Raw genomic sequence first — 24,117 nt, 5'->3', positions numbered from 1 at the left:
CCTTCTGGAGCCGTTACGGCAGAGCGCACATACCCGCCCCGCCATACCTCCTGACCGTCCGTCGAGCGATGGTCGTGAGGGCTCACGGGGTACTCGCCGTGACAACTCCGCCCTTGACCGGGTTCCGTGCGCCGCGCTGGCCGCCGTCCAGCGCGGCGCCGAACCCCACCGCCCAACACCCCACCGCGCGGCGCCGGAAAACCCCGGGCCCGGCACGCCCGGAAGCCCCGGAACCTCACAAGACACGGGGCCGCCACCGGGACCAGGCAAGCACACGCCGCCGGGCACTGCGGAGGTGCGCGGGCGTGCTGTCGCCTTACACGTGGACGGTTGTGATGGGCATCGACGAGTCGGCGGGGATGTCCAGCGCCGACGGGGTGATCCCGGCCGCCACCAGGTCAGAACCCAGCGCGGCGACCATGGCGCCGTTGTCGGTGCAGAGTCCGGGGCGGGGCACGCGCAGCCGTACGCCCGCCTTGTCGCAACGTTCCTGGGCCAGCGCGCGCAGCCGTGAGTTGGCCGCGACGCCACCGCCGATGAGCAGGTCCTTCACGTCGTACTTCTTGCACGCCTGAAGGGCCTTGCGGGTCAGCACGTCCACCACGGCCTCCTGGAAGGAGGCGGCGACGTCCGGCACGTGGATCGAGTCCTGGGCCTCGACCCAGCGGGCCACGGCGGTCTTCAGGCCGGAGAAGGAGAAGTCGAGGGTGCCGTCGTCCATCTTGCCGCGGGGGAAGTTGATCGCGGCGGCGGAACCTTCGCGGGCGGCGCGGTCGATGTAGGGTCCGCCGGGGAAGGGCAGGCCGAGGACGCGCGCGACCTTGTCGAAGGCCTCACCGGCGGCGTCGTCGACGGTGGAGCCGAGGGAGATCACGTCCTGGGCCACGTCGGGGACCAGGAGCAGCGACGAGTGACCGCCGGACACCAGCATGGCGATGCAGGGTTTGGGCAGAGGCCCGTGTTCGAGCTGGTCGACGGCGACGTGGGCGGCCAGGTGGTTGACGCCGTAGAGGGGGACGCCCAGGCCCAGCGAGTAGGACTTGGCGGCGGCCACGCCCACCAGCAGCGCCCCGGCCAGCCCCGGACCGGCGGTGACCGCGATCGCGTCGATGTCGGAGAACGTCAGGCCCGCCTCGGCCAGCGCCCCCTCCACGACCGGCGTCATCGCCTCCAGGTGCGCCCGCGAGGCCACCTCCGGCACCACGCCGCCGAACCTGGCGTGCTCGTGCATGCTGGAGGCGATCGTGTTGGCCAGCAGCGTGTGCCCGCGTACGATCCCCACCCCGGTCTCGTCGCACGAGGTCTCGATGCCGAGGACCAGGGGTTCGTGCCTGTCAGCCATCCAGCTTCCTTCTCATCATGACCGCGTCGGTGCCGTCGTCGTAGTAGCGCCGGCGCAGGCCGATCTCCTCGAAACCGAACCGTTCGTAGACCGCCTTGGCGCGCGGGTTGTCGGCCCTGACCTCCAGGAAGATCTCCCTGGCCCCGCGCCGGCGCGCCTCGCCGAGCAGTTCGGTCAGCATCGCGCCGCCGATGCCCCGGCTCTGGTGGTCCTGTAGTACCGCGATGGTCTGCACGTCGGCCTGGTCGCCGGCCGCGGCGAGCCCCGCGTAGCCGACGATCTCGCCGTCGTCGCGCAGCGCGACGACATAGTGCCGGGTACGCGGCTGGTCGGCCAGCTCGCCGCGCATCATCCCCTCACTCCACGCGTCCAGCGGGAACGTCGCGCGCTCGATGGCCATGACCGCGGGCAGGTCCGCGTCGGTCATCTGCCGCAGTCTCACGCCCGCTCCCTGGTCCGCCTGGGCTCCCTGCCGGTCACCTTCTTGGGCGCCTTGGGCTCGACCGCGTCGGGCCGCCGCAGGTAGATGGGGCGCGGCTCGTCGAGCGGCTGCCCCGCCGCGATGCGCTCGGCCGCCAGCGCGGCCAGAAACCCCGCCAAGGGGTACGGCGGCGCCACCGCCGCCCCCAGCACCTCGGGATAGAGGTCGGCCCCGGCGACCGGCAGCCCGTCGCGCGGAATGTCGGCCGGCCTGTCCACGAACGGCCCCTCGGCCCGCGTGCGCGCGTCGTCGTAGCGGGCCCAGAACAGTTCCTTGCGCCGCGCGTCGGTCACCACGAGGAAGGGCTCGTCCCGGCGGGTGCCGTAGGCGAGGGCGTCGAGCGTGCAGACGCCGTAGACCTCGGCGAGACCGAGCGCGGTGCCGAGCCCTTGGGCGGTCATCAGCCCGACCCGCAGCCCGGTGTAGGGGCCGGGGCCGGTGCCGGCGACGATGGCGGTCACTTCACGCAGCCGTACCCGAGCCTCTGCCAGCACCTTCTCGATGGTGGGCACGAGCAGCTCGCCGTGGCGGCGCGCGTCGACCGTGGTGGACTCGGCGAGCACGCGGTCACCGTCGTGGAGAGCGGCGGTGACAGCGGGTGTCGCGGTATCGAAAGCCAGGACCAGCACGAACAATGAGCCTACCGGGCCCGCGTCATGACCATCCTGTCCGTTCGCGAAGCCAGTCGACGGCGACCTCGCCCTGCGCCGCCTGGAAGGCTCTGACGGTGGGGATGCCGGGTGGCGGCGGCTGGCGGCTCTGCCGTACGAAAAAGCCGGCCAGTGCGGCGATGACGCAGGTCAGGGCCGGGTCGGGGTCGGCGAGCAGCTCGCCGGGACGGGGGCCGCCCTGCATGGCGACGGACGGCAGCATGGCCAGCCGGTCGAACCAGGGGGCGCCCAGGCAGGCGTAGGGCCAGTCGACGACGTAGACGCGTTCGTCGGTGAGCAGGACGTTGTCGGCGCGCAGGTCGGCGTGGACGAGCGTGTCGCCGGCGGCGGCGCGCTCCCAGCCGGACTCCAGCTCGGCCAGGGCAACGAGATTGCGCGTGATCCACGGGTCGAGCCCGTCGTGATCCTCGCCGAGGCCGAGCAGCCGCCAGCCGCGGAACATCTGGCCGAAGACCTCGGCGATGGGCGGCACGTCGATGGGCGAGGGGGTGAGCGAGGCGGCGAGTTCGCCGGTGGCGGCCAGGACGCGGTCGAGCTCGTCGCGCCGCCACGGCATCGCCGGCGGGCGGCCGTCGACGTCCTCGAAGAGCAGCACCACCCAGCCGTCCTGCTCGAAGGAGGTGAGCATGCGCGGGGCGGGGACGCCGGCCGGCAGCGCGGCGGCCACGCGGGCCTCGTCGCGGTAGAGGGCGGTGGCCCGGTCGTTGACGCCGGGGCCGACCGCCTTGACGAAGGCGCGGCGGCCGGTGTCGAGCAGCAGCCGCGCGGCGGTGGCGGGCGAGAACCCGCCGGTCTGGGTGACGGCCTCCGCCACACGCCCGCCGAGCAGGTCCTCCACGCGGGCGCGCACCGGCTCGGCCACGTCCGACCAGGGAACTCTTACTCCGGAGGCATCAGGCGGGGGAGGCATAGACGATGACGTTATCGTCGTACTCGCCCTTGGCGTAATCGAATTTTCCGCCGCAGGTGACCAGCTTGAGCCCGTCCTCAACGTAGACGCGCTTGGCCGGGAAGTCGTTCTTGTGCACCTGCTCGACCGAGTCGACCTTGTACTCCACGGTTTTGCCGTCGCTGCGCTCCACGCGGACGAGCTGGCCCTTGCGCAGGTGCCGCAGCTTGTAGAAGACGGCCGGCGCGGTCTTGGTGTCCACGTGGCCGACGATGACGGAGGCGCCCTTCTCCCCCGGGACGGCGCTCTTCTCGTACCAGCCGGCCAGCTTGGGCTTCTCGTACGGCGGCAGCTCGACCTCGCCGTCCTTCGTCAGCCCGAGCTTCATCAGCGGGGCGTCCACGTCGATCGAGGGGATGCCGATGCTCTCCGGGACGACGGCCTCGGCCTTCTTCTCCACGGTCTTGCCGAACGCCACCAGCACCAGGCCGGTGATCGCGCCCGCCAGAACGATCCGTCCCGCACGGGCCATGCTCAGGCCCGGCGGCGCTTGAGGATCAGTACGGCGCCGCCCGCCAGGGCCAGGCCGACGATCACGCCTACGGGGCCGATCGGCATCGAGGAGTCGTCACCGGCGTCCTGGCCGAACGTGCCGCCGCCGCCCGCCCTGGGCGCCTTGGTGGGCACGCCGGTGGGCGTGTCGTCGGTGGCCCTGACCACGCGCAGCGTGGCCTTGCCGGTGTGGCTGGTGCCGTCGCACTTGACGTCGACGGTGTAGCTGCCGCGTTTGACGGTGCCGGAGACCGACGCCTGCCCGCGTACCCAGGGGACGGGCGCGGGGGTGGCCGTGGCGTTGGCGGGGCTGGCCGACGGCGTGGCGGGCGGCACCGGGTTGAGCGTGACGCCGGACAGGAACGCGTTGGATGAGGCGGTGCCGACGTGCGCCGGGCCGCCGGTGGGCACCGGGCAGTTGGCCAGGATCCAGACCTTGGACGTCTCGCCCGCGGTGACGCGGTCAGGGTTGAGCTGGACGTCGATGGGCGCCCGTGTGGCGCTCGCGGTGGCCTGCGGTGAGGTGGTCGGTGAGGTGGTCGCGGTCGTCGTGGGGCTCGCCGTTGGCGTGGCCGTGGGATCGGTCGAGGCGTCGGCTGTGCAGCCGACGACGCCGATCATGACGATGGCACCTGCGTACGCGACTTGCCTGACCCTGAGCACGGCCGCACCCCACTCCGCCGACTTCCCTCAGCATCCACCAGAATTGCGGATGCCGCCCCACCTGATACCCAGAAAATCTAGGTAAATCCATGACCAATGATCATGATTTACGCCAATGTCGATACTCGTCAAGGGTGCCAGGGTTGCCGGGGCCTGAGGAGCGTTTTACTCTTCCACGCGATCAGACGGCGTGTCGGCCCAGCGCTCGCCGACCCCGCGCAGGGTGACCAGGCGGACGTCGTCGCCGCCCTCCCGGTCGATGTGGATCTCCAGGCGTTCCTCCGACAGGCCCTCCACCAGGCCCTCGCCCCACTCGACGATCGTGACCGACTCCTCCAGCGAGGCGTCCAGGTCGAGGTCGTCGACCTCCAGATCCCCGCCCAGCCGGTACGCGTCCGCGTGCACGAGCGGCGGACCCTCGCACAGCGACGGATGCACGCGGGCGATGACGAACGTGGGCGAGGTGATCGGGCCGCGGACCTTCAGGCCTTCGGCGATCCCCTGGACCATCGTGGTCTTCCCGGCGCCCAGCGGGCCGGACAGCACCAGCAGGTCTCCCGCGCGCAGCCGGGCGGCCAGCCGCGCGCCGTACGCGCGCATGTCCTCGGCGGTGGCGAGCCTTTCCACTAGATCTCCTTGATCAGATCGCGCAGCGCCTCGTTGATCACGGCCGGGCGCTCCAGCTGGATGAGGTGCGAGGTGTCGGGCACCTCGGTGAAGCTCGCCCTGGGCAGGGCCTCGGCCATCGCCCTGCCGTGCTCGGGCGGGGTGAGCCAGTCCTTGTCGCCCACGAGGATCGCGGTCGGCACCGGATCGAGCACGTGCAGCGCCGAGAGCTTGTCGTGGTCCATGAGCGCCGGGTAGAAGTTCGCGAACACCTCGGTCGGGGTGGCGCGGATCATCGACTCGGCGAAGTCGACCAGGGTCGGGCTGACGTTCTTGGAGTCGCCGAAGCCGACGAAGCGGGTGATCAGGAAGGCGATGTCGCTGCCGGCGTGGCGGGTCTTGTCCACCAGGGAGCCGCGCTTGCCGAGCAGGGAGATCGTTCCCGGCGCGATCTTGTGGACCGCCTTGGAGACCATCGCGGGCAGGCCCAGCGTCAGCTCGGCCAGCTTTCCCGCGCTGGTGGCCATCAGCGAGACGGCGCGGATCTTGTCGCCGAACAGCTCGGGGTGGCGGTCGGCCAGCGCCATGATGGTCATGCCGCCCATCGAGTGACCGACCAGCACGCACGGGCCGGGCACGAAGCGCTCCAGCACCTCGGCCAGGTCGTCGCCGAGCCGGTCGATCGTGCTGTCCTCGGGGGCGGCGCGCTGCGAGCGGCCGTGGGAGCGCTGGTCCCACAGCACCAGGCGGTACTCCTCGCGCAGGTCGCGGCGCTGGTAGTGCCAGGACTCCAGGTTGAGGCAGTAGCCGTGGCACAGCACGATCGTCAGCGGCGCGTCGTCGGGGCCGTCGATCTGCACGTGCAGGTCGATGCCGTCGGAGGTGGTGTGGGTGCGCTCCCTGCCGCGCAGCTCGCCGAAGGGCTCGCTGGCCTCGGAGTCGGGGCGCAGCCTGATCCGGCCCACCGCCAGGCGCTTGGCCAGGGCCAGCCCCGCGACGCCCGCCGAAGCGGCGCCGACGATCGCGCCGGCGATCCCAACCTTCCGCCGTGTTGTCGTCGTCATGTCCCCTCATAAACTCTCGGCACGCGTGCGCCGATCTTCGTCACGATCTCATGCGTGATCGTGCCGAGGTTATCCGCCCATTCCTGCAAGGTGGCCTCGCCGTCCTTGCCAGGACCGAACAGGACGACCTCGTCCCCTGCGGCGATGACGTCGTCATCGACGTCGATCATGAACTGATCCATGCACACCCGGCCGGCGATCGCCCTGCGGCGGCCTCCTGCCAGCACCTCGACCCGCCCCGTCGCGTGTCTGAGGATCCCGTCGGCGTACCCGAGGGGAACCAGGCCAAGCGTTGTCTCGCGATCTGTGACATAAAGGTGCCCATAGGACACTCCGGAACTCTCCGGCATGCGCTTGGCCAGGGCGAGCCTGGCCACCAGGGTCATCGCCTGGCGCAGACCGAAATCACCCAGCTCGGGGATCGGGCTCAGGCCGTAGAGGGCGATGCCCGGCCGTACCAGATCGAAGCGGGCGCGCGGCACGTTGACCAGCGCGGCGGAGTTGGCGATGTGCCTGATCACGTGGGACCCGCTGAGACCGGCCTGGTCGGCCATCTTGAGCGCCTGGTCGAAGGCGTCGAGCTGCGCCTCGATCGACGGGTGACCGGGGATGTCGGCACAGGCGAAGTGGGACCACAGGCCCACGACCTCGACGGCGCCCTCGGCCCGCAGCGCCGCCGCGGCGGCGAGCAGCTCGGGCCAGGCGGCGAGTGGCGCGCCGCCCCTGCTCATGCCCGTGTCGGCCTCCAGGTGCACCTTCGCGGTGACGCCGGTGGCGCGCGCCGCGGCGGCGATCTCCCCCAGCAGCCCCGTCTCCGCCGCCGACAGCTCCACGTCGGCGCGCAGCGCCTCCTCGTACGGCCCGCCCCGCGTCAGCAGCCACGAGGTGACCGGAGCGGTGATCCCCGCGGCCCGCAGCGCCAGCCCCTCGCTCAGCGTGGCGGTGCCCAACCGGCTCACACCCGCGTCGAGCAGGGCCCGCGACACCCGCACCAGCCCGTGCCCGTAGGCGTCCGCCTTGACCACGCCCATCAACGCGGCGCCGTCGGCGTGCTCGGTGAGCACGGCGACGTTGTGCCTGATGGCGGACAGATCGATGCGGGCCTCGGCCGGAGATGTCATCTTTCCAGTGTGTCAGCTGGACTCGATGCTTGAGCGGGGTTCGACGGCAGCCCGCTCGCAGCGCTAGGCGTACTCGGTCAGCGACCTGATCGCCGCCGGAATCGCGGCGGCCACGTCGGCGGTGACCAGCGGCGCCCCGTCGGCGGCCAGCCGTCCCGCCAGCCCGTGCAGATACGCCCCGCACGACCCGGCGTCATAACAGCTCAGTCCCTGGGCCAGCAGCGCCCCCGCCACCCCGGCCAGCACGTCCCCGGTGCCGCCCGTGGCCAGCCGCGAGGTGCCCGTACGGTTGACCCGCACCGGCCTGTCCTGCTCGGCCACCAGCGTCGTGGAGCCCTTGAGCAGCACCGTCACGCCGAGGTCGGCCGCCGCCCTGCGGGCGTGCTCCAGCCTGCCCGCCTCGACGCGCTCGCGCGGGACCCGCATCAGCCGCGCCAGTTCACCGGCGTGCGGCGTGATTAGCACGGGCGCGCTGCGGCGCAGCAGCGTGGCGTCGCGCGAGACCAGCGTGAGCGCGTCGGCGTCCACCAGCACGGGCACGTCGCTGGCCAGCACCCTCCTGGCCAGCTCGTGGGCGAAGTCGCCGGTGCCGAGCCCGGGGCCGAGCACCCAGGCCTGCACACGGCCGACGCCGTCGAGCGAGGGCTCACGCAATTCGGTGATGACCGCCTCGGGCCAGCGGGAACGCACCTGCGCCACGGGCGCGGCGGTGCCGGCGTAGCGCACCATGCCGGCCCCGGCGTGCAGCGCCCCGCCGACGGCCAGCACCGCGGCGCCCGTGTACTCCTCGCTGCCCGCGGCCACGCCCACCACGCCTCTGCGGTACTTGTCGGACTCCGCGCCCGGCTCCGGCAGCAGATCGGCGACGTCCCCGTCGGTGAGCGCCGCGACGTCCGGATCCGGCAGGTACGCGCCCAGCCCGATGTCGACCAGCTCCAGCCGCCCGGTGTGGCCGGCGCCGGGGTCGATCAGCAGCCCGGTCTTGCAGGCGCCCATCGTCACCGTCACGTGCGCGCGTACGGCGGCCCCCGGCACCCGGCCCGTGCTCGCGTCCACCCCGGACGGCACGTCCACGGCGACCACGAGCCCCGGCCCCTGGTTCACCCGCGCCACGGCCCGCGCGTACGGCTCCCGCAGCGCCCCCGCCACCCCGATCCCGACCAGCCCGTCGACGACCAGGTCCGCCCGGTCCACGGCCTCGATGCCGCGCACCCGCCCGCCGGCCCGCCGCAGGGCCGCCAGTCCGGCCTCGTGCACCCTGCTGCCCGCCAGGACCGCCTCGACCCGGGCGCCGCGCCGCGCCAGCCGTACGCCGGCGTAGAGGGCGTCGCCGCCGTTGTCGCCGCTGCCGACGAGAAGGACCACCCGCGCCCCGTAGACGCCCCCGAGCATCGCGGCGCAGCAGGCGGCCAGCCCGGCGGCGGCGCGCTCCATCAGCGTCCCCTCGGGCAGGCGCGCCATGAGCGCCTGCTCGGCGGCCCTGATCTGATCGGCGGTGTAGGCGGTAAGCATGATCAGAAGCTATCCCTCCGCGATCACGTAGGCCATCGCCACACCCGCGTCGTGTGAGAGCGAGAGGTGCCAGCGCTTGACGCCCAGGCCGTAGGCGACGTCGGCGGCCTTGCCGCGCACGCGGAGCTCGGGCCGGCCGTTCTCGTCGCAGACGACCTCGGCCTCCAGGTGGCCGAGGCCGGGTGGCGCGCCGAGCGCCTTGGCGACGGCCTCCTTGGCGGCGAAGCGCGCGGCCAGGGAGTGGACGGCCCGGCCCTTCTGCTCGTCCTCGGTGAACAGCCTGCCGCGCAGCCCCGGGGTGCGCTCCAAGGCCGCCGCGAACCGCTTGACGTCGACCACGTCCACCCCGATGCCCAGGATCATGTCCCCAGGCTAGGGCAGGCGGGTCGCGAGGCCGTCGAGGATGCGGTCCACGCCGTAGCGGAAGTCCCGGTCGCGCATCGCCGCGGGGCCGCCGCCGCTCTTCAGGATGTGCTCGTCCAGCGCCTGGAGCCGGGGCAGCTCCCGGTTGGTCTCCGCGGCCGCGGCGCGGATCTGGGCCTCCAGTTCTTCCTCGGTCTGGCCGAGCCTGGCCAGCATCGACAGCAGCGCCGCCTCTGAGGTCGACATCCCGATGACGTAGGAGATGAGCGTGCTCATGGCCTGGCTGGCCTCGTCGAGCTCGAATCCGGCCAGGGTGAAGATGGCCAGCATGCGGTCGGTCTGGCGCATCAGGTTGGGGCCGAGCTCGGCCAGGCCGACCTGGCCCAGGACCGAGGCCACCCACGGGTGGCGCAGGATCATCGAGCGCAGGCTGCCGGCGCACTCGGTCGCCGCCGCCCGCCAGTCGCCTTCCGCCTCGGGCACGCGCAGCTCGCCGTACACCTCGTCGACGACGAGCTCGATGAGCTCGTCCTTGTTGGCGACGTGGCGGTACAGAGAGGTGGCGCCCGCGTTGAGCCGGGTGCCGAGCGTGCGCATGCTGAGGTTGTCCATGCCCTCTTCGTCGAGGAGCTTCACGGCCTCGGCGACGATGCGCTCACGGCTGAGGGCGGGTTGCTGCTGCTGGCGGCGCGGGCGGGTCCACACCGAGGGAATGGGCTGCTTCTGGGCGGGCATGCGAAGCTCCTCTCACGTGCCGCCAGCATAGCGCACGACGTACGCGATTTGCGAACATTCCGGATGCCCGCGCACGTCGTTCACGTCAGAAGCCGCCCCGATGCCAGGGTCCCCAGATGGCGAACGACACGCCCTGGTTCGACTGGATGTTGACGTAGAGGGTCCGCCCGCCGGGGCCGAAGGTCGAACCGGCGAACTCCGCACCCGGGTCGCCGTCCACGGGGGCCAGCCGGGCGAAGTCGAAGATCTCACCGCGCCTGGTCAGGCCGCGCAGGAAGTTGTCGCCGCCGCCGTCCTCGCACAGCACCAGCGTGCCGCGCGGGCTGACGGTGACGTTGTCGGGCAGGTCCAGGACGGTCGAGCCCGGCGACTCGTAGGCGAGCTTGAGCCGCCCGCTCCACGTCTCGTAGGCCCAGACCTGGCCGCGGCCCTTCCCGAACCCGGACGGCGGCGTGTCGCCGGTGGCGCCGCCCTGGGTGGAGACGAAGTAGACGGTGCCGTGGTGGTGGACGGCGCCCTCCAGCCTGGAGAAGATCGCCGCGCCCTGGTCGAGCCCCTGCCGGCTCACCGCCCGCACCGCCGTGTCGTTGGCCGGCCTGCCGGTGAACTCCGGGTCGGGCTCGGCGATCTCCACCCACCGGGTCCGGTAGACGGCGCCCGCGGGCTGACCCGCCGACAGATCCTTCCCGTCCTCATCCCGTACGGCCAGCATCTCCAGCCGCCCGCCGTCCAGGATGCGCCCGGCCCTGAGCGGATGCTTCGGCGGAAGGTAGCGGTAGAACCCGGACGGGAAGCCGAAGTTGTCCTCGGTGAGGTACAGGGCCCCGCTGACCGGGTCGAAGGCCGCGGACTCGTGCGCGAAGCGCCCCGCCGACCGGATCGGCACGGGCCGCGCGACACCGGTGATCGGCACCTCGAACACGTACCCGTGCTTCTGGGTGAGCTTGGAGTTGTCGCCGCCGGAGAAGTCATCGCCCACGTCGGGGCCGTTGACGGTCTCCTCGCAGGTCACCCAGGCGCCCCACGGCATCGGGCCACCCGAGCAGTTCATCATCGTGCCGTTGAGCGAAGGCCCGCCGGCCAGCACCTCCCCGTACGGGGTCACCCGCAGGGTCGCGGTGCCGCCGCCGGCTGCAGGATCGTAGGCCCCGGCCGGATCGCCGAACGCGCCGACGGGCCCGTTGACCTCGTGGTTGCGGACCAGGATCGTGCTGCCGCGCGGGCCGCGGAAGGCGGCCATGCCATCGTGCCTGCCCGGCACCCGGCTGCCGTCGGGGAAGGTCTCGCCCGCCGCGTTGAACGAGCGGTAGCGGAAGCCGTCCGGCAGGAAGAGCCTGGTGCGGCCGTCCCGGGCGTCGGGCACCGGTCCGAGCGGGCCGTACCCGGTCACGGGCCGCACGCCGCCCCTTGCTCCGGCCTCCGCGACCCCGGCGAACGGCCCGGCGACACCCGCCGCGACGGCTCCCGCTCCGGTGATGAAGCGACGTCGATCCATGGTGCTGACCTTCCGTGACGTTGTTCACCGGATGTTAAGGTGCGCGGAAGATCGTGGCCTATGTCAGACCTCGCCAAGGCAGTACATCATTCCCCGCGCCAAGCGCCGGTAATCCCCGTGTTTTGTCCACAGGCTGTGGAGAGGTTCGCGGGGCACCCCCGGGGACCCGGTTTGTACGCCGTCGCTACGCTGCCAACGTGAACAACGGCTACGTGGAACTGAGCAGGGAGCAGTGGAGCGATCTCCGCAAAAACACGCCCTTGACTCTCACCGCAGACGAGCTGGAAGCCCTTCGCGGCGTCGATGACCCCATCGACCTCGCCGAGGTCACCGACATCTACCTCCCCCTCACCCGGCTGCTCAACCTGCACTACACCGGGTCCCAGGAGCGCAGCAACGTGCTGAGCGCCTTTCTCGGCAAGCCGGGGCCGCGCGTGCCGTACGTGCTGGGGATCGCCGGAAGCGTCGCGGTCGGCAAGTCGACGACGGCGCGGTTGCTGCACACGCTGCTGGCCCGCTGGCCGGAGCACCCCAACGTCGGGCTGCTGACCACCGACAGCTTCCTCTACCCCAACAAGGTTCTCGAAGCCAAGGGCATCATGCACCGCAAGGGCTTCCCGGAAAGCTACGACCGGCGGGCGCTGGTGCGGTTCGTGGCGGAGGTGAAGTCGGGCATGGGCGAGGTACGCGCCCCGGTCTACAGCCACCTTGAGTACGACATCGTCCCCGGGGCCCACCAGATCGTGAAAAACCCCGATATCTTGATCATCGAGGGGCTCAACGTCCTCCAGCCGGCTCCCCCGACCTCGCTGGCGGTCAACGACTACTTCGACTACTCCATCTACGTGGACGCGAAGGTCGAGGACATCAGGAGCTGGTACGTCGACCGCTTCCACAAGCTGCGCAGAACCGCCTTCGAAGACCCCAAGTCCTACTTCAAGTACATCGCCGAACTCTCCTACGAAGAGGCCACCGACTTCGCCGTCAACGTCTGGCGCGACATCAACGAGCGGAATCTGGTGGAGAACATCGCCCCCACCCGCGGTCGCGCCGACCTGGTCCTGCAGAAGGGCGCCGACCACTCGATCAGGCGGATACGGCTGCGCCGTACGTGAGATCCCCGCCCCCGCTCTCCCCCAGTACGTAGACGGCGAAGCGGCCCTGGCAGCCCTGGTCGTCGATGTCGGCGAACCAGCAGTCCTCGCCGTCGACGTGGCAGATGCGTATTGACATGGCCACAGCCTGAAGGGACCCGTTCAACAGAACGTCAACGTCGAATCTACGACAATGGCCTCGTGCTACATCTTCGATTGATCTGCCCTCCCGGCCGCACGGACGAGGTACTGGGAGTGCTGCGGGAGTGTCCGGGCATCACCAACATCGTGGTGCTGCCCGGCGCCGCCCGCGAGCCCGCCGGCGACCTCGTCTTCTGCGACACCGCGCGGGAGTCGGCCAACGAGGCCCTGTCCAGGCTCAAGTGGCTGGAGGACGAGGGGTCGATCGCGATCGAGCACATCGACCTGGCCCTGTCCAGGGTCGCCGAGGAGGCGGTCGAGGAGGCGCCGGGCGACCCCGACGACGCCGTGGTGTGGGAGGAACTGGCCCACCGGGTGCACAACGACTCCCGCATCACCTGGGCGTACCTGGCCTTCCTGGCCATCGCCACGCAGCTCGCGGGCATCGGCGCCCTGCAGAACTCGCCCATCCTCATCGTCGGCGCGATGGTGCTCGGGCCGGAGTTCGGCGCGGTCGCGGCGATCTGCTTCGGGCTCCTGCGCCGCCGCTGGCGCCTCGTGATCGAGGCGCTGCGTACGTTGTTCATCGGCTTCACCATCGCGATCGCGATCACCTTCGCCTGCGCGCTGGTCTCCCATTGGCTCGGCTGGATCGACGGCACGAACCTCGACATCAACGACGAGGTGAAGTTCATCGTGAAGCCGGACCGCTGGTCGTTCATCGTCGCGCTGCTGGCCGGCGTCGCGGGCGTACTGTCGATCACCTCGGGCAAGTCCTCGGCGCTGATCGGCGTCTTCATCTCGGTCACCACCGTGCCCGCCGCCGGCTACCTGGCCGTGGCGCTCGCGGTGGGTGACTGGGCGGAGGTTGCGGGGCCGGTCTGGCAACTCGCGGTGAACATCTTCGGCATGGTGCTCGCCGGGACCGTCACCCTCCTGATCCAGCGCAGAGTCTGGCCTCAAGTAGGACGCCCCTCCTCCCCATGAAGGAGGCCACCTGACGGCCACGGAGGGTAGTGTCCGGATCATGCACATCCTCGCTACCGAGGGGCTGACCAAACGCTTCCCGACCGTCACCGCGCTCGACCGGCTCACGGTGGACGTCGGAACGGGCGTGACCGGCCTGGTCGGCGCCAACGGCGCGGGCAAGTCGACACTGATCAAGATCCTCCTGGGCCTGCTGCCACCCACCGCGGGCGGCGCCAAGGTGCTCGATCTCGACGTGACCACGCAGGGCACGCAGATTCGCCGCCTCGTCGGCTACATGCCCGAGCACGACTGCCTGCCGCCCGACGTGTCGGCCACCGAGTTCGTCGTCCACCTCGCCCAGATGTCCGGGCTGCCGCGCACGGCCGCCCGCGAGCGCGCCGCCGACGTCCTGCGCCACGTGGGGCTGGCCGAAGAGCGCTACCGCGCCATGGGCGGCTACTCCACCGGCATGAAGCAGCGGGTCAAGCTGGCGCAGGCGCTCGTACACGACCCCAAGATGATCTTCCTTGACGAGCCCACCAACGGCCTCGACCCGCGCGGGCGCGACGAGATGCTCGCGCTGATCCGCCGCATCGGCACCGAGTTCGGGATCAGCGTCCTGGTCACCAGCCACCTGCTCGGCGAGCTGGAACGCATCTGCGACCACGTGATCGTCATCGACGCCGGCCGCCTGCTGCGCTCCTCCGCCATCACCGAGTTCACCCAGGCCACCCAGAGCCTCACCGTCGAGGTCGAGGAGGGCGTGCAGCCCCTGGCGGAACGGCTGGCGGAGCACGGCCAGCAGGTCACCCAGCACGGCCGCCTGCTGCTGGTCAAGGTGAGCGGCCCGGAGACGTTCGACGCCATCCGCGACGCCGTGGTCGACCTCGACCTGTGCCTCATCCGGATGGAGCAGGGCCGCCACCGCATCGAGGACGTCTTCAGGGAGGAGGCCGCGGATGTCGTCTGAGATCTATGACATCGGCTACCGCCACTACGACGGGCCGCGACTGGGCCCCGGCTACGCGACGCGGGCGCTGACGCTGCACAGCCTGCGCGGCATCTTCGGCCTCGGCCGTACGGCCCGCAGCAAGATCATGCCTTTCCTGCTCGCCATCATCATGCTGCTGCCCGCGGTCGTGAGCATCGCCATGATGGCCCTGCTCCAGCAGCGCGGCATGGCCTACAGCGCGTTCGCGGTGATCATGCAGGCGGTGATCGCCATCTTCCTGGCCGCGCAGGCGCCCACCGTGGTCGCCCCCGACCTGCGCTACCGCGTGCTGCCGCTCTACCTCTCGCGCCCGGTCGCGATCGTGCAGTACGTCAGCGCCAAGGTCATCTCGATGACGGCCGCGCTGTTCATGCTGGTGGCGGTGCCGCTCACGCTCATCTACGTCGGCGAACTGCTCATCGACCTGCCGGGGCCGCCGCAGACCAAGGAGTACCTGGGCGCGCTGACCATGGCGCTGCTGCTCGCGGTGCTGCTGACCGCGTTCGGCCTGGCGCTGGCCTCGCTCACGCCCCGGCGCGGGCTCGGCGTGGCCTCGGTCATCGCCGTCTACCTGCTGTCGCTGGCGGCGGTACCGGTCATCTACAGCACGCTGCTGTCGATGAACGAGGAAGTGGCCGCCAAGTGGGCGTGGCTGCTCAATCCGTTCTGGCTGGTGGACGCGGTCCAGGTGTGGCTGTTCGGCACCACGCCCAACTCCGAGGGCGGATACCCGCCCGGCCCGGCCCCGGCGCTGATCACGCTCGCGCTGATCGCCTTCGCCATCGGCGTGCTGGCCCTGCGCTACCGGAAGGCGGCGGCCCAATGAAACTCGAGCTCTCCCAGGTCTCGCGCTGGTACGGCAACGTGGTGGCGGTCAACGACGTCACCATGACGATCGGGCCCGGCGTGACCGGCCTGCTCGGGCCCAACGGCGCGGGCAAGTCGACGCTCCTGCACATGATGGCCGGGTTCCTGGGCCCGTCGGGAGGCAGCGTCACGCTCGACGGCACCAAGGTGTGGAAGAACCACCACATCTACCGCGACATCGGCCTGGTGCCGGAGCGCGAGGGCGTCTACGGCTTCCTCACCGGCTGGCAGTTCGTGCTCTCGGCCGCCAAGCTCCACGGCCTGTCCGACCCCGTCAGCGCCGCCCAGAAGGCGCTGGCCACGGTCGAGATGGAAGGGCCGAAGGACCGCCGCGTCGAGACCTACTCCAAGGGCATGCGCCAGCGCGTCAAGGTCGCCGCCGCCCTCGTCCACGACCCCGAGGTACTGCTGCTCGACGAGCCGTTCAACGGGATGGACCCGCGCCAGCGCATGCACCTGATGGACCTCATCCGCGCCATGGGCACCGCCGGCAAGACCATCCTGTTCAGCTCGCACATCCTCGAAGAGGTCGAGCGGGTCGCCCAGCACATCGAGGTACTGGTCGCCGGGCGCCACGCGGCCTCCGGCGACTTCCGGCAGATCCGCCGCCTGATGACCGACCGCCCGCACCTGTTCCGCATCAAGTCCAGCGACGACAGGAAGCTGGCCGCCGCGCTCATCGTGGACGCCTCCTCCGGCGGCGTCACGCTCGGCCCCGACGGCCTGGAGGTGCAGGCGGTGGAGTTCCGCCGCTTCGCCTGGCTGCTGCCGCGCGTCGCCCGCGCCGAGGGCATCAACCTGCACCAGGTCTCCCCCGTCGACGAGGACCTGGAGAGCGTCTTCTCCTACCTGATCAACCGGAGCACCTGATGAACACCGTGGTTGCCGGGATCACCTACCGCGCACTGCTCGGCAGGCGGCGCATCGTGCTGCTGCTCCTGCTGCCGCTCGCGCTCATCGGACTGGCCGTCCTGCTGCGCCTGACCGGCGGCGCCGACCAGCGCTCGGCGATCCTGCTCATGCAGAACTTCGCGATCGCCACCATGCTGCCGCTGCTCGGCCTGATCGCCGGCACCGGCGTCATCGCGCCCGAGATCGACGACGGAACCATCATCCACCTGATGTCCAAGCCGATCTCCCGGCCGGTGATCGCCCAGACGAAGTTCCTGGTGGCCGCCTCCATGCTGGCCGTCTTCGCCGCCGTCCCCACCTACCTCGCCGCCTGGCTGCTGGTGCGCGACGAGGACGGCATCGCCTTCGGGTTCGCCCTCGGCTCCCTGCTCGGCGGCATCGCGTACGCGGCGCTGTTCCTGCTGCTGGGCGTCCTCACCCGCCACGCGGTCACGATCGGCATCATCTACGCGCTGATCTGGGAAGGCATGGTGGGCACCTTCGTCAAGGGCGCCCAGAACTTCTCCATCCAGCAGTGGGCCCAGGCGATCGCCGACCAGATCTCCACCTCGGCGTTCATCGACCAGACCGCGGTGACGATCGGCTGGGCCATACCGGCGATCGTGATCGTCACGGTCGGCGCGGTCGTCTGGGCGGGGCTGCGGCTGCGCGCCTTCTCCCTCACCGGAGACGAGTGAGAGCCTGTACGCGCAGTTGCGCGTCCTCGACCAGCAGGCAGATCCGCGGGCGGGCGGTCAACTCTCCCCCGGCGGGCCATCGACGACGCGCCCAGGTGCGCGTCTATCCCGGCGGGCGCGTGGAATGAGGAAAGGGGTACGGCACCGCCGTACCCCTTGAAAAAACCTCTACGAGCAGGACGTGCGCACCACATCGGCCAGGCGGCCCGCGACCTGCGAGGCCTGGTCCTCCGATGAGGCCTCGACCATGACCCGGATCATCGGCTCCGTGCCGCTCGGCCGGATGAGTACCCGGCCGGTCTCGCCCAGTTCCGCCTCCGCCGCGGCCACGGCGGCGACCAGTTCCGGCACCGAAGCCTTGCCCTTGTCGACGTCCTTGACGTTGATGAGGATCTGCGGCAGCGCCGTCATCGCCGAGGACAGCTCGCGCAACGTCTTGCCGGTCCGCGCGACCACCGACAGCAGGTGGAGCGAGGTCAGCAGGCCGTCGCCGGTGGTGGCGTGGTCGAGCATGATGACGTGGCCCGACTGCTCACCGCCGAGGTTGTAGCCGTTGGCCTTCATGCGTTCGAGAACGTAGCGGTCACCCACCGCGGTCTCGATCACGTTGATCCCGGCCTCGCGCATGGCCAGCTTGAAGCCGAGGTTCGACATCACGGTCGCGACCACGGTGTCGTGGGCCAGCGTGCCCTCGTCGTGCATGGCCCTGGCCAGCACCGCCATGATGCGGTCACCGTCGATGATCGCACCGGTGTGGTCGACCGCGAGGCAGCGGTCGGCGTCACCGTCGTAGGCGACCCCGAGGTCGGCGCCGCGCGAGATGACCACCTGCTGAAGCTTGTCCAGGTGGGTCGAGCCGTAGCCGTTGTTGATGTTGAGCCCGTCGGGCCTGGCGCCGATCGCCTCCACCCGGGCGCCCGCGCGTACCAGCGCTTCCGGCGCCACCATGTGCGCCGCGCCGTGCGCGCAGTCGACCACCACGTTCAGCCCGTCAAGGCTGCCCTGGACGGTGGTCAGCAGGTGGGAGATATAACGGTCGGCCTCGCCGTAGGCGTCTCTGACCCGGCCGACGGCCGAGCCGACGGGCCTGTTCCACGCCTCACCGAGCCGCCGCTGGATCTCGTCCTCGACCGCGTCGGACAGCTTGAAGCCGCCCCTGGCCAGGAACTTGATGCCGTTGTCCGGCGCCGGGTTGTGCGACGCCGACAACATGACGCCGATGTCGGCGCCGAGCGCGGCCGTGAGGTGGGCGACGGCCGGGGTGGGCAGCACGCCGAGGCGCAGCACATCCACTCCGGACGACGCGAGGCCGGCGACCACCGCGGCCTCCAGGAATTCACCTGAAGCCCGGGGGTCCCGGCCTACGACCGCGACAGGCCTCTTGTGGCCTGTCGCGGCGAACGCGCCCGCATCGCCGAGGACGTGAGCCGCCGCGACCGAAAGGTCCATGGCGAGCTCGGCCGTGAGGTCGCGACCCGCGACCCCACGTACCCCGTCGGTGCCGAAAAGGCGCCCCACTTAGCGCTTGCTGTACTGCGGAGCCTTGCGGGCCTTCTTGAGGCCGTACTTCTTCCGCTCCGTGGCGCGGGCGTCACGGGTGAGGAAGCCGGCCTTCTTCAGCGGCGGACGGTTGTTCTCGACGTCCAGGACCGCCAGCGCGCGGGACAGGCCCATGCGCAGGGCACCGGCCTGGCCGGTCACGCCGCCACCGTCGATGCGGGCGATGACGTCGAAGGCCTCCTCGGCACCGAGCACCACGAAGGGCTCGTTGACGATCTGCTGGTGGACCTTGTTCGGGAAGTAGGCATCCAGCGAACGACCGTTGATCGTCCACTTGCCGGTGCCGGGGACGATGCGCACGCGGGCGATCGCCTCCTTGCGGCGGCCGGTGCCGTACGAGTTGCCCGTGGTGACGGGCTTACGCACGGGGGCGTCGGCGCTGGCGGCGGATTCGGTGGTGTACTCGGACGGGAACTCCTCGGTGGAGAAGTCCTCCTGCTCGGCCTCGACGACGGCCGTCTCGACACCGGTGGGCTCAGCCACGGTTCTCCTCTAAATCTTTCGAACTACTACTGGGCGATCTGGGTGATCTCGAACGGCACGGGCTGCTGGGCCTGGTGCGGGTGCTCGGAACCCGCGTAGACCTTGAGCTTCTTCGCCATCTTCCGGCCGAGGGAGTTCTTGGGGAGCATGCCCTTGACGGCCTTCTCGACCGCCCTGTCGGGGCGCTTCTCCATGAGCTCGCCGTAGGTCACGGAACGCAGACCGCCCGGGTAGCCCGAGTGGCGGTAAGCCTTCTTCTGCTCAAGCTTGTTACCGCTCAGCGCGATCTTCTCCGCGTTGATGACGATGACGAAGTCACCGGTGTCGACGTGGTTGGCGAAGATCGGCTTGTGCTTGCCGCGGAGCAGGGTCGCGACGTGGCTGGCCAGCCGGCCCAGCACGACATCGGTCGCGTCGATGACGTACCACTGACGTTCGACGTCAGCGGGCTTCGGTGAGTACGTGCGCACGGTCGTTAGCCTTATCTTGCTCGGCGTCTTCTTACCGCTGCCGGAATCGGTCAGCGCCTTTGTCGGTCGGTGCGGGCGCACGACAGCCCGGACCTTCCGTCTCCCTGCCTCAACAGGCTTCATGGGAGATGACGCCGGACGCGCCGCGCATCGGTCGCTCTGGACCTATGCACACAACGATTGACTAGGCTACCTCACTTCAAGAGCTACCGGTAACCGGCGCCGAGTCTACCCGACACAGAACGGTTCTATTTCGTTTCCCGGCAATCCCTTCTTTACCACCACCGCTCATCCCTATCGTTGGCTCCGGCATGTGGCAGAGCATTCACACCCGGCTGACCCAGCGGACTTTCCGGCGCCGGAACCACCTGGGGGTGCTGGCGTGCCTCTCTGCCGCGGTCTTCACCGGTGTGCTCATCGGCCGCCTGACCGACGCCGAGCCGCCGGCCGAGCAGCTCTACCTCAACGAGAGCGTGCCGCCCGCGGCGGCGACAGCCGTACCGACGCCCAGGAAACAGCCGTTCGCGGCCCCGATCCCGCGCGAGACCACCCCGTCGCAGCCGCACGGCCGCGCGACCGCCAAGCCGCTGCCCTCGCCGTCGAGCGAGATCTCCGGCTTCTTCCCGCAGGACCACCCCACGCAGATCCTCGGCGATCCGGTGGTACGGCTGGAGCCCGAGTTCGCCCGCCGCGTGGTCGTCCTCACCAACAGCGCCAGGGTCAAGAAGGGCTGCCGGCCGCTGCGCGTCGACACGCGCCTGACCCGATCGGCCCGCGCCCACTCCATGGAGATGGCCACCGAGGGCAAGCTCGACCACGTCTCGCCCGACGGTTCCTCGCCGTGGGAGCGGATGGAGCGCGCGGGCTACCGCCAGGGCGCCGCGGAGAACATCGGCAGCGGCTACACCACCCCCGGCGAGGCGGTCAGCGGGTGGCTGACCAACCGCTCCCACCGCGGCAACATCCTCAACTGCGACATCGTGGCCATCGGCGTCGGCGTCGCCAACGGGCCGACCGGCCTGTGGTGGACCCAGGACTTCGGCTACCGCTGACGCGGTAATCTCCCGGCATGGGTTTCCCCAAGAAGCGATCGACCGGCGGCGAAGACGAGGCCTCGGCCACGACCGAGACCACACGGCAGAGCACCATGTGGAGCCCCTATGACGAGGGACCGCGCTCCCGGGGGCCGCTGTGGTTCGCCCTGGGCGGGCTGGCCGTGCTCGGACTGCTCGCCGGCGGCCTCGTCATCATGTGGAACACCGAGACTCCCGGCCAGGCCGAGACGGCGCGCCGTACCTCCGCGCCGCTGCCGTCGGCGCCGCCCGGCGAGTTCGGCTTCGCCGGCGAACGCAAGACCGACCCCGAACCGCTGACGGTCAAGGAGCTCTTCGCCCAGAAGAAGTTCACGGTGGAGGGGCGCTCCTACGAGATGACCATCACCAAGAGCGACAAGAAGTGCGGTGACGCCGCCAACGGCGAGAAGCTGGCGAAGGCCTTGAAGTCCGGCAAGTGCACCCAGGTGGTCCGCGCCAGCTTCCGCGACAAGGCCGGCAAGGTCATCGGCACCGTCGGCGTCGCGAACCTCAACACCACCGGCTCCGCCAAGAAGGTCGCCGCCGCCGGCGGCAAGGACAAGCGCTCGGTGTACGTGAAGGCGCTGCCCGGCAAGGACGCGGTGACCAAGTACATCGGATCGGGCTCCGGCGCCGCCGAGATCTGGGTCCACGGGCACTACGCGATCATGGTCTGGTTCCAGAACAAGGATGGCTCGGAGCCGACCAAGAAGACCTCCAAGGTTCTCGCCCAGGCGGCCGACGACATCGCGAAGGCGACCGCCTTCAAGGCTCTGGACGCCCGTTCACTCAGCGGATACCCCGGGACTTGAACCGCCCATAACCTACCATAAGCGGACAAACAAGGCGGTCGATCCGGCCGGGAACGCCCATACCGGCATGACGATCTCGACCTTCTCGCTAGGCTCCCCCTTATGCGTGGCCAGGAACCCGGGTCCGAGCACGAGCGCGCCGAGACCGACGGCTCGGTCGCTCCGGCGACGACACCGCCGCCGAGCTTCGGCCAGCTCCTCTCACCCGCCGACGACCAGACAGCCCCGCCCGTCCTGTACGGCGACGCCGTACAGGACGGTGGCGAGGGCGACCAGCAGGAGACGGCGGAGCGCCTGCCCTGGCCAAGTGCCGGCGGCGCCCCCATCCCCGTCTACCCGGGCCCGCCCCCCAACCTCCCGGCCCCCGAGCCGCCCCTGCCCCCGAGCTGGCCCGAGGCCCCCCGCTCCACCACCCCGGACCCCCGCCACGACCCCACCAGGCCAACAACCGGACCCCCGCCCAGCAGCGGCCCCCAGCCGCCACCGGCGGACGCGCTCGGATACCCACCGCCGCCCGGTCCCGCCCCGGACTTCGGCGCCGCGGACACCAACCCGGCCAACCCCGTGCCGGGGGCGCCTCATGCCGACGCCCAGCCGTGGAACGTTGCGTCCCAGGCCCAGGCCCAGGCCCCCGAGCCTGTGCCTACTGCCGACGTCCAGCCGTGGAACGTTGCGGCCCCGGCTCCGGCCCCCGAGCCTGTGCCCACCGCCGACCTGCCCGAGCTGCCCGCCTTCCCGGGCGCGAAGCCGTGGGAGGTGCCCGGCGAGGAAGCCGAGTACGACTGGTTCGCCGACCCCGAGCCCGACGACCCCCAGCTCACCCGAACCTCCTGGCCCAAGCCCGAACTCCCGTCCGGCACCCCGCCTCCCGGCGAGCCCACCTGGGAGCCCCCGCCCGGCTTCACCGCCGCGGCAGCGGGCATGCAGGTCTGGCCGTCCCCGGTGACCGACCCGGCGGTACCCCCGTGGCCCGCGGCGACCGGCGAACCCATCCCCGGCGCCGACTACGACGCCCTGGAAACCCAGGCCCCATGGCCGGGTACGCCCGCCGTACCCGCAAACCCCCAGCACCCGGCCACAGCCCCCCAAAGCAACACACCCCAGCCCCCCGGCAGCCCACCCCAGTCACCCGGACCCCAGAGCACCAGACCGAACCAGCCACCCGGACACCAGAGCGCCGGGCACAACCAGCCACCTGGCCCCCAGAGCACCGGACCGAACCAGCCGCCCGGACACCAGGGCACCGGGCACAACCAGCCGCCCGGACCCCAGAGCGCCGGACCCAACCAGCCGTTCGACCCCGGCCTCACCCTCCCGGTGGCCCGCCAGGCCGAGCCCGGCGACATCCCGGTGTGGCCGATGAAGCAGTCCGACGACACCGGCCCGCACCAGCTGCCCGAGCTCCCGTTCCCGCCAGAGGTCTGGGGCCCGAAGCCCGAGCTGCCCGCGCCGAGGCAGCCCATGGCGCTGCCCCCGGCCGACTCGGACACCCCGCCCCACGGCATCCCCGCTTTCCCCGGCCCCCGCCCTCCGGCGGCGGACAGCCCCCACCCGGACCCCGCGCGCCCACAGGCACCGGTACCGAACAACTTCCAGCCCCCGGCCCGCCAGGCCTTCGGCAACCAGCCCTTCGCCGGTCAGCAGGCGCACACCCAGCCGGGCAGCCTGTTCACGCCGGGCGGCCCCACCGCGCCCCCGCAACCCGGCCCCCCGCAACCACCGGCCAAGGGCAAGAAGGTCCTCCTGGCCGCGCTGGGCGTCCTGGTCCTGGCGGGCGTGGCGACCGGCGCGTTCTTCGCCTACCGGTCGATCAACGGCTCCAAGCCCGCCGACGCCGCGGCCTCACAACCCCCGGCCACGTCGCAGCCCTCCACCTCCGCGACCACCGACCCACCGGACGACACCGCAGGCGCCTCGGTCCTGAACTCCGAGCAGACCGACCCCAAGAAGCTCGCCCTCACCGAGGCCTTCCCCGCCAAGAAGATCAAGATCGGCGGCAGGTCGTTCACCAGGGTCAAGACCAGCATGGCCGAGAACTGCGAGAAGGTCGCCGCGGGCCCGTTCGCCGACGCGCTGCGCAAGCAGGACTGCAGCCGCGTCCTGCGCGCCACGTACGTCGACAGCAAGCGCCGCTACGCCGTCACCACCGGCCTCGCGGTCCTGCCCACGAAGGAGGCGGCGGTCGAAGCCGACCAGGCCAAGAACCTGAGCCGCAACCTCTGGTTCCGCGCCCTGCCCGGTTCGGCGGGCAGCGGCGGCGACCGCATCCACATCGCCGGCGGTTACGCGGCCGGCCTGGTCTGGGGGCGCTACATCGTCTTCAGCTACGCCACCTACGCCGACGGCCACACCCCGACGGAAAAGGAAACCGGCCTGGGCAAGATCAGCGGCGGCTTCCGCGACCAGACCGCCAAGGTCCTGGAACGCCGAATCGCCGCCAGCTGACACACTCCGCATGGGACGTTCGTCGCCGTGATCCGGATTCCCGTGCCATCGATGCTTCGGGCCAAATGCCGGCCCCGAGTCGCGAGGCGCAGGTGCGACTCCGGGGCACGCGGCGGGCAGGACCCGGAT

26 protein-coding genes are annotated in these 24,117 nt (G+C 71.0%); 9 read left to right on the top strand and 17 right to left on the bottom strand.

The genetic code is table 11. The features are described from left to right. Positions 1–316: 316 nt before the first annotated feature. From tsaD to ACIBKY_RS01205, 13 genes are all read right to left on the bottom strand, one after another. Positions 317–1,342 (bottom strand): tRNA (adenosine(37)-N6)-threonylcarbamoyltransferase complex transferase subunit TsaD, encoded by a 1,026-nt coding sequence (gene tsaD / locus ACIBKY_RS01265; RefSeq protein WP_397093481.1) that lies wholly within the window; start codon positions 1,340–1,342, stop codon positions 317–319. Beyond that, positions 1,335–1,769, bottom strand: a complete 435-nt coding sequence (rimI, locus tag ACIBKY_RS01260; RefSeq protein WP_397095425.1) for a ribosomal protein S18-alanine N-acetyltransferase — start codon at positions 1,767–1,769, stop codon at positions 1,335–1,337. The genes tsaD and rimI overlap by 8 nt, the downstream gene beginning before the upstream one ends. Before the next feature lie 11 nt (positions 1,770–1,780). Next, complete coding sequence (gene tsaB, locus ACIBKY_RS01255) at positions 1,781–2,452, bottom strand: tRNA (adenosine(37)-N6)-threonylcarbamoyltransferase complex dimerization subunit type 1 TsaB (protein WP_397093479.1); 672 nt, start codon at positions 2,450–2,452, stop codon at positions 1,781–1,783. A gap of 25 nt (positions 2,453–2,477) precedes the next feature. Continuing rightward, positions 2,478–3,404 (bottom strand): phosphotransferase family protein, encoded by a 927-nt coding sequence (locus ACIBKY_RS01250; protein WP_397093477.1) that lies wholly within the window; start codon positions 3,402–3,404, stop codon positions 2,478–2,480. Next, positions 3,388–3,915 (bottom strand): class F sortase, encoded by a 528-nt coding sequence (locus ACIBKY_RS01245; RefSeq protein WP_379614457.1) that lies wholly within the window; start codon positions 3,913–3,915, stop codon positions 3,388–3,390. Before ACIBKY_RS01245 ends, ACIBKY_RS01250 begins: the two co-directional genes overlap by 17 nt. A 2-nt stretch (positions 3,916–3,917) precedes the next feature. Continuing rightward, positions 3,918–4,556 carry a hypothetical protein gene (locus tag ACIBKY_RS01240; protein WP_397093475.1) on the bottom strand — a complete coding sequence of 213 codons (639 nt, stop codon included), beginning with the start codon at positions 4,554–4,556 and terminating at the stop codon, positions 3,918–3,920. Positions 4,557–4,763: 207 nt separating this feature from the next. Then, the gene (tsaE, locus tag ACIBKY_RS01235; RefSeq protein WP_397093473.1) at positions 4,764–5,225 is read right to left on the bottom strand and encodes a tRNA (adenosine(37)-N6)-threonylcarbamoyltransferase complex ATPase subunit type 1 TsaE; all 462 of its coding nucleotides are present in this window, start codon (positions 5,223–5,225) and stop codon (positions 4,764–4,766) included. Beyond that, entirely contained in the window at positions 5,225–6,268 is a 1,044-nt protein-coding gene (locus ACIBKY_RS01230) for an alpha/beta fold hydrolase (RefSeq protein ID WP_397093471.1), read from the bottom strand. Before ACIBKY_RS01230 ends, tsaE begins: the two co-directional genes overlap by 1 nt. Beyond that, positions 6,265–7,389: an alanine racemase gene (gene alr / locus ACIBKY_RS01225; protein ID WP_397093469.1), complete on the bottom strand. Its 1,125-nt coding sequence runs from the start codon at positions 7,387–7,389 to the stop codon at positions 6,265–6,267. Before alr ends, ACIBKY_RS01230 begins: the two co-directional genes overlap by 4 nt. Positions 7,390–7,452: 63 nt before the next feature. After that, positions 7,453–8,901 (bottom strand): NAD(P)H-hydrate dehydratase, encoded by a 1,449-nt coding sequence (locus ACIBKY_RS01220; RefSeq protein ID WP_397093467.1) that lies wholly within the window; start codon positions 8,899–8,901, stop codon positions 7,453–7,455. A gap of 9 nt (positions 8,902–8,910) precedes the next feature. Next, positions 8,911–9,264: a holo-ACP synthase gene (locus tag ACIBKY_RS01215; protein WP_397093465.1), complete on the bottom strand. Its 354-nt coding sequence runs from the start codon at positions 9,262–9,264 to the stop codon at positions 8,911–8,913. Between the two features lie 9 nt (positions 9,265–9,273). Beyond that, positions 9,274–9,999 carry a TetR/AcrR family transcriptional regulator gene (locus tag ACIBKY_RS01210; RefSeq protein ID WP_397093464.1) on the bottom strand — a complete coding sequence of 242 codons (726 nt, stop codon included), beginning with the start codon at positions 9,997–9,999 and terminating at the stop codon, positions 9,274–9,276. A gap of 85 nt (positions 10,000–10,084) precedes the next feature. Further along, positions 10,085–11,494 carry an alkaline phosphatase PhoX gene (locus ACIBKY_RS01205; protein WP_397093462.1) on the bottom strand — a complete coding sequence of 470 codons (1,410 nt, stop codon included), beginning with the start codon at positions 11,492–11,494 and terminating at the stop codon, positions 10,085–10,087. A 212-nt stretch (positions 11,495–11,706) separates the two neighbouring features. Here ACIBKY_RS01205 and coaA point away from each other — a divergent pair, with 212 nt between their 5' ends. Then, positions 11,707–12,609: a type I pantothenate kinase gene (gene coaA / locus ACIBKY_RS01200; RefSeq protein WP_397095423.1), complete on the top strand. Its 903-nt coding sequence runs from the start codon at positions 11,707–11,709 to the stop codon at positions 12,607–12,609. On the opposite strand, the gene ACIBKY_RS01195 is transcribed toward coaA, so the two are convergent. Continuing rightward, entirely contained in the window at positions 12,581–12,727 is a 147-nt protein-coding gene (locus ACIBKY_RS01195; RefSeq protein ID WP_397093460.1) for a hypothetical protein, read from the bottom strand. The genes coaA and ACIBKY_RS01195 overlap by 29 nt on opposite strands. A gap of 62 nt (positions 12,728–12,789) precedes the next feature. On the opposite strand from ACIBKY_RS01195, the gene ACIBKY_RS01190 reads away from it, so the two are divergent. Genes ACIBKY_RS01190 through ACIBKY_RS01170 form a run of 5 tightly spaced genes read left to right on the top strand, consistent with a single transcriptional unit; the run spans position 12,790 to position 17,145 of the window. Continuing rightward, positions 12,790–13,716, top strand: coding sequence for a DUF389 domain-containing protein (locus tag ACIBKY_RS01190; RefSeq protein WP_397093458.1), 927 nt, complete (start codon positions 12,790–12,792; stop codon positions 13,714–13,716). Between the two features lie 40 nt (positions 13,717–13,756). Continuing rightward, the gene (locus tag ACIBKY_RS01185) at positions 13,757–14,668 is read left to right on the top strand and encodes an ABC transporter ATP-binding protein (protein ID WP_379614479.1); all 912 of its coding nucleotides are present in this window, start codon (positions 13,757–13,759) and stop codon (positions 14,666–14,668) included. Continuing rightward, complete coding sequence (locus tag ACIBKY_RS01180; protein ID WP_397093456.1) at positions 14,658–15,515, top strand: ABC transporter permease subunit; 858 nt, start codon at positions 14,658–14,660, stop codon at positions 15,513–15,515. The genes ACIBKY_RS01185 and ACIBKY_RS01180 overlap by 11 nt, the downstream gene beginning before the upstream one ends. Then, entirely contained in the window at positions 15,512–16,426 is a 915-nt protein-coding gene (locus ACIBKY_RS01175) for an ABC transporter ATP-binding protein (protein ID WP_397093454.1), read from the top strand. The genes ACIBKY_RS01180 and ACIBKY_RS01175 overlap by 4 nt, the downstream gene beginning before the upstream one ends. Further along, entirely contained in the window at positions 16,426–17,145 is a 720-nt protein-coding gene (locus ACIBKY_RS01170; RefSeq protein ID WP_397093453.1) for an ABC transporter permease, read from the top strand. The genes ACIBKY_RS01175 and ACIBKY_RS01170 overlap by 1 nt, the downstream gene beginning before the upstream one ends. Before the next feature lie 168 nt (positions 17,146–17,313). Here ACIBKY_RS01170 and glmM read toward each other — a convergent pair whose 3' ends face one another. Genes glmM through rplM form a run of 3 tightly spaced genes read right to left on the bottom strand, consistent with a single transcriptional unit; the run spans position 17,314 to position 19,658 of the window. Next, a complete protein-coding gene (gene glmM / locus ACIBKY_RS01165; protein WP_397093451.1) occupies positions 17,314–18,663 on the bottom strand; it encodes a phosphoglucosamine mutase in 1,350 nt (449 codons plus the stop codon). Then, complete coding sequence (rpsI, locus tag ACIBKY_RS01160) at positions 18,664–19,188, bottom strand: 30S ribosomal protein S9 (protein WP_379614493.1); 525 nt, start codon at positions 19,186–19,188, stop codon at positions 18,664–18,666. 26 nt (positions 19,189–19,214) lie between these two features. Continuing rightward, positions 19,215–19,658, bottom strand: coding sequence for a 50S ribosomal protein L13 (gene rplM / locus ACIBKY_RS01155; RefSeq protein WP_184958047.1), 444 nt, complete (start codon positions 19,656–19,658; stop codon positions 19,215–19,217). A gap of 311 nt (positions 19,659–19,969) precedes the next feature. Between rplM and ACIBKY_RS01150 the strand changes: the two genes are divergently transcribed. The 3 genes from ACIBKY_RS01150 (at position 19,970) to ACIBKY_RS01140 (ending at position 23,988) form a co-directional block, all read left to right on the top strand. Beyond that, a complete protein-coding gene (locus ACIBKY_RS01150; RefSeq protein ID WP_397093449.1) occupies positions 19,970–20,710 on the top strand; it encodes a CAP domain-containing protein in 741 nt (246 codons plus the stop codon). 17 nt (positions 20,711–20,727) lie between these two features. Continuing rightward, entirely contained in the window at positions 20,728–21,543 is an 816-nt protein-coding gene (locus tag ACIBKY_RS01145) for a hypothetical protein (RefSeq protein ID WP_397093447.1), read from the top strand. A 102-nt stretch (positions 21,544–21,645) separates the two neighbouring features. Next, on the top strand, positions 21,646–23,988 hold the full coding sequence (locus ACIBKY_RS01140; RefSeq protein WP_397093445.1) for a hypothetical protein: 2,343 nt from the start codon (positions 21,646–21,648) through the stop codon (positions 23,986–23,988). The last annotated feature ends 129 nt before the right edge of the window (positions 23,989–24,117 follow it).

The organism is Nonomuraea sp. NPDC050394, assembly GCF_044459065.1.
GTDB lineage: Bacteria > Actinomycetota > Actinomycetes > Streptosporangiales > Streptosporangiaceae > Nonomuraea.
This window is presented reverse-complemented; position numbering and strand designations above follow the sequence as displayed.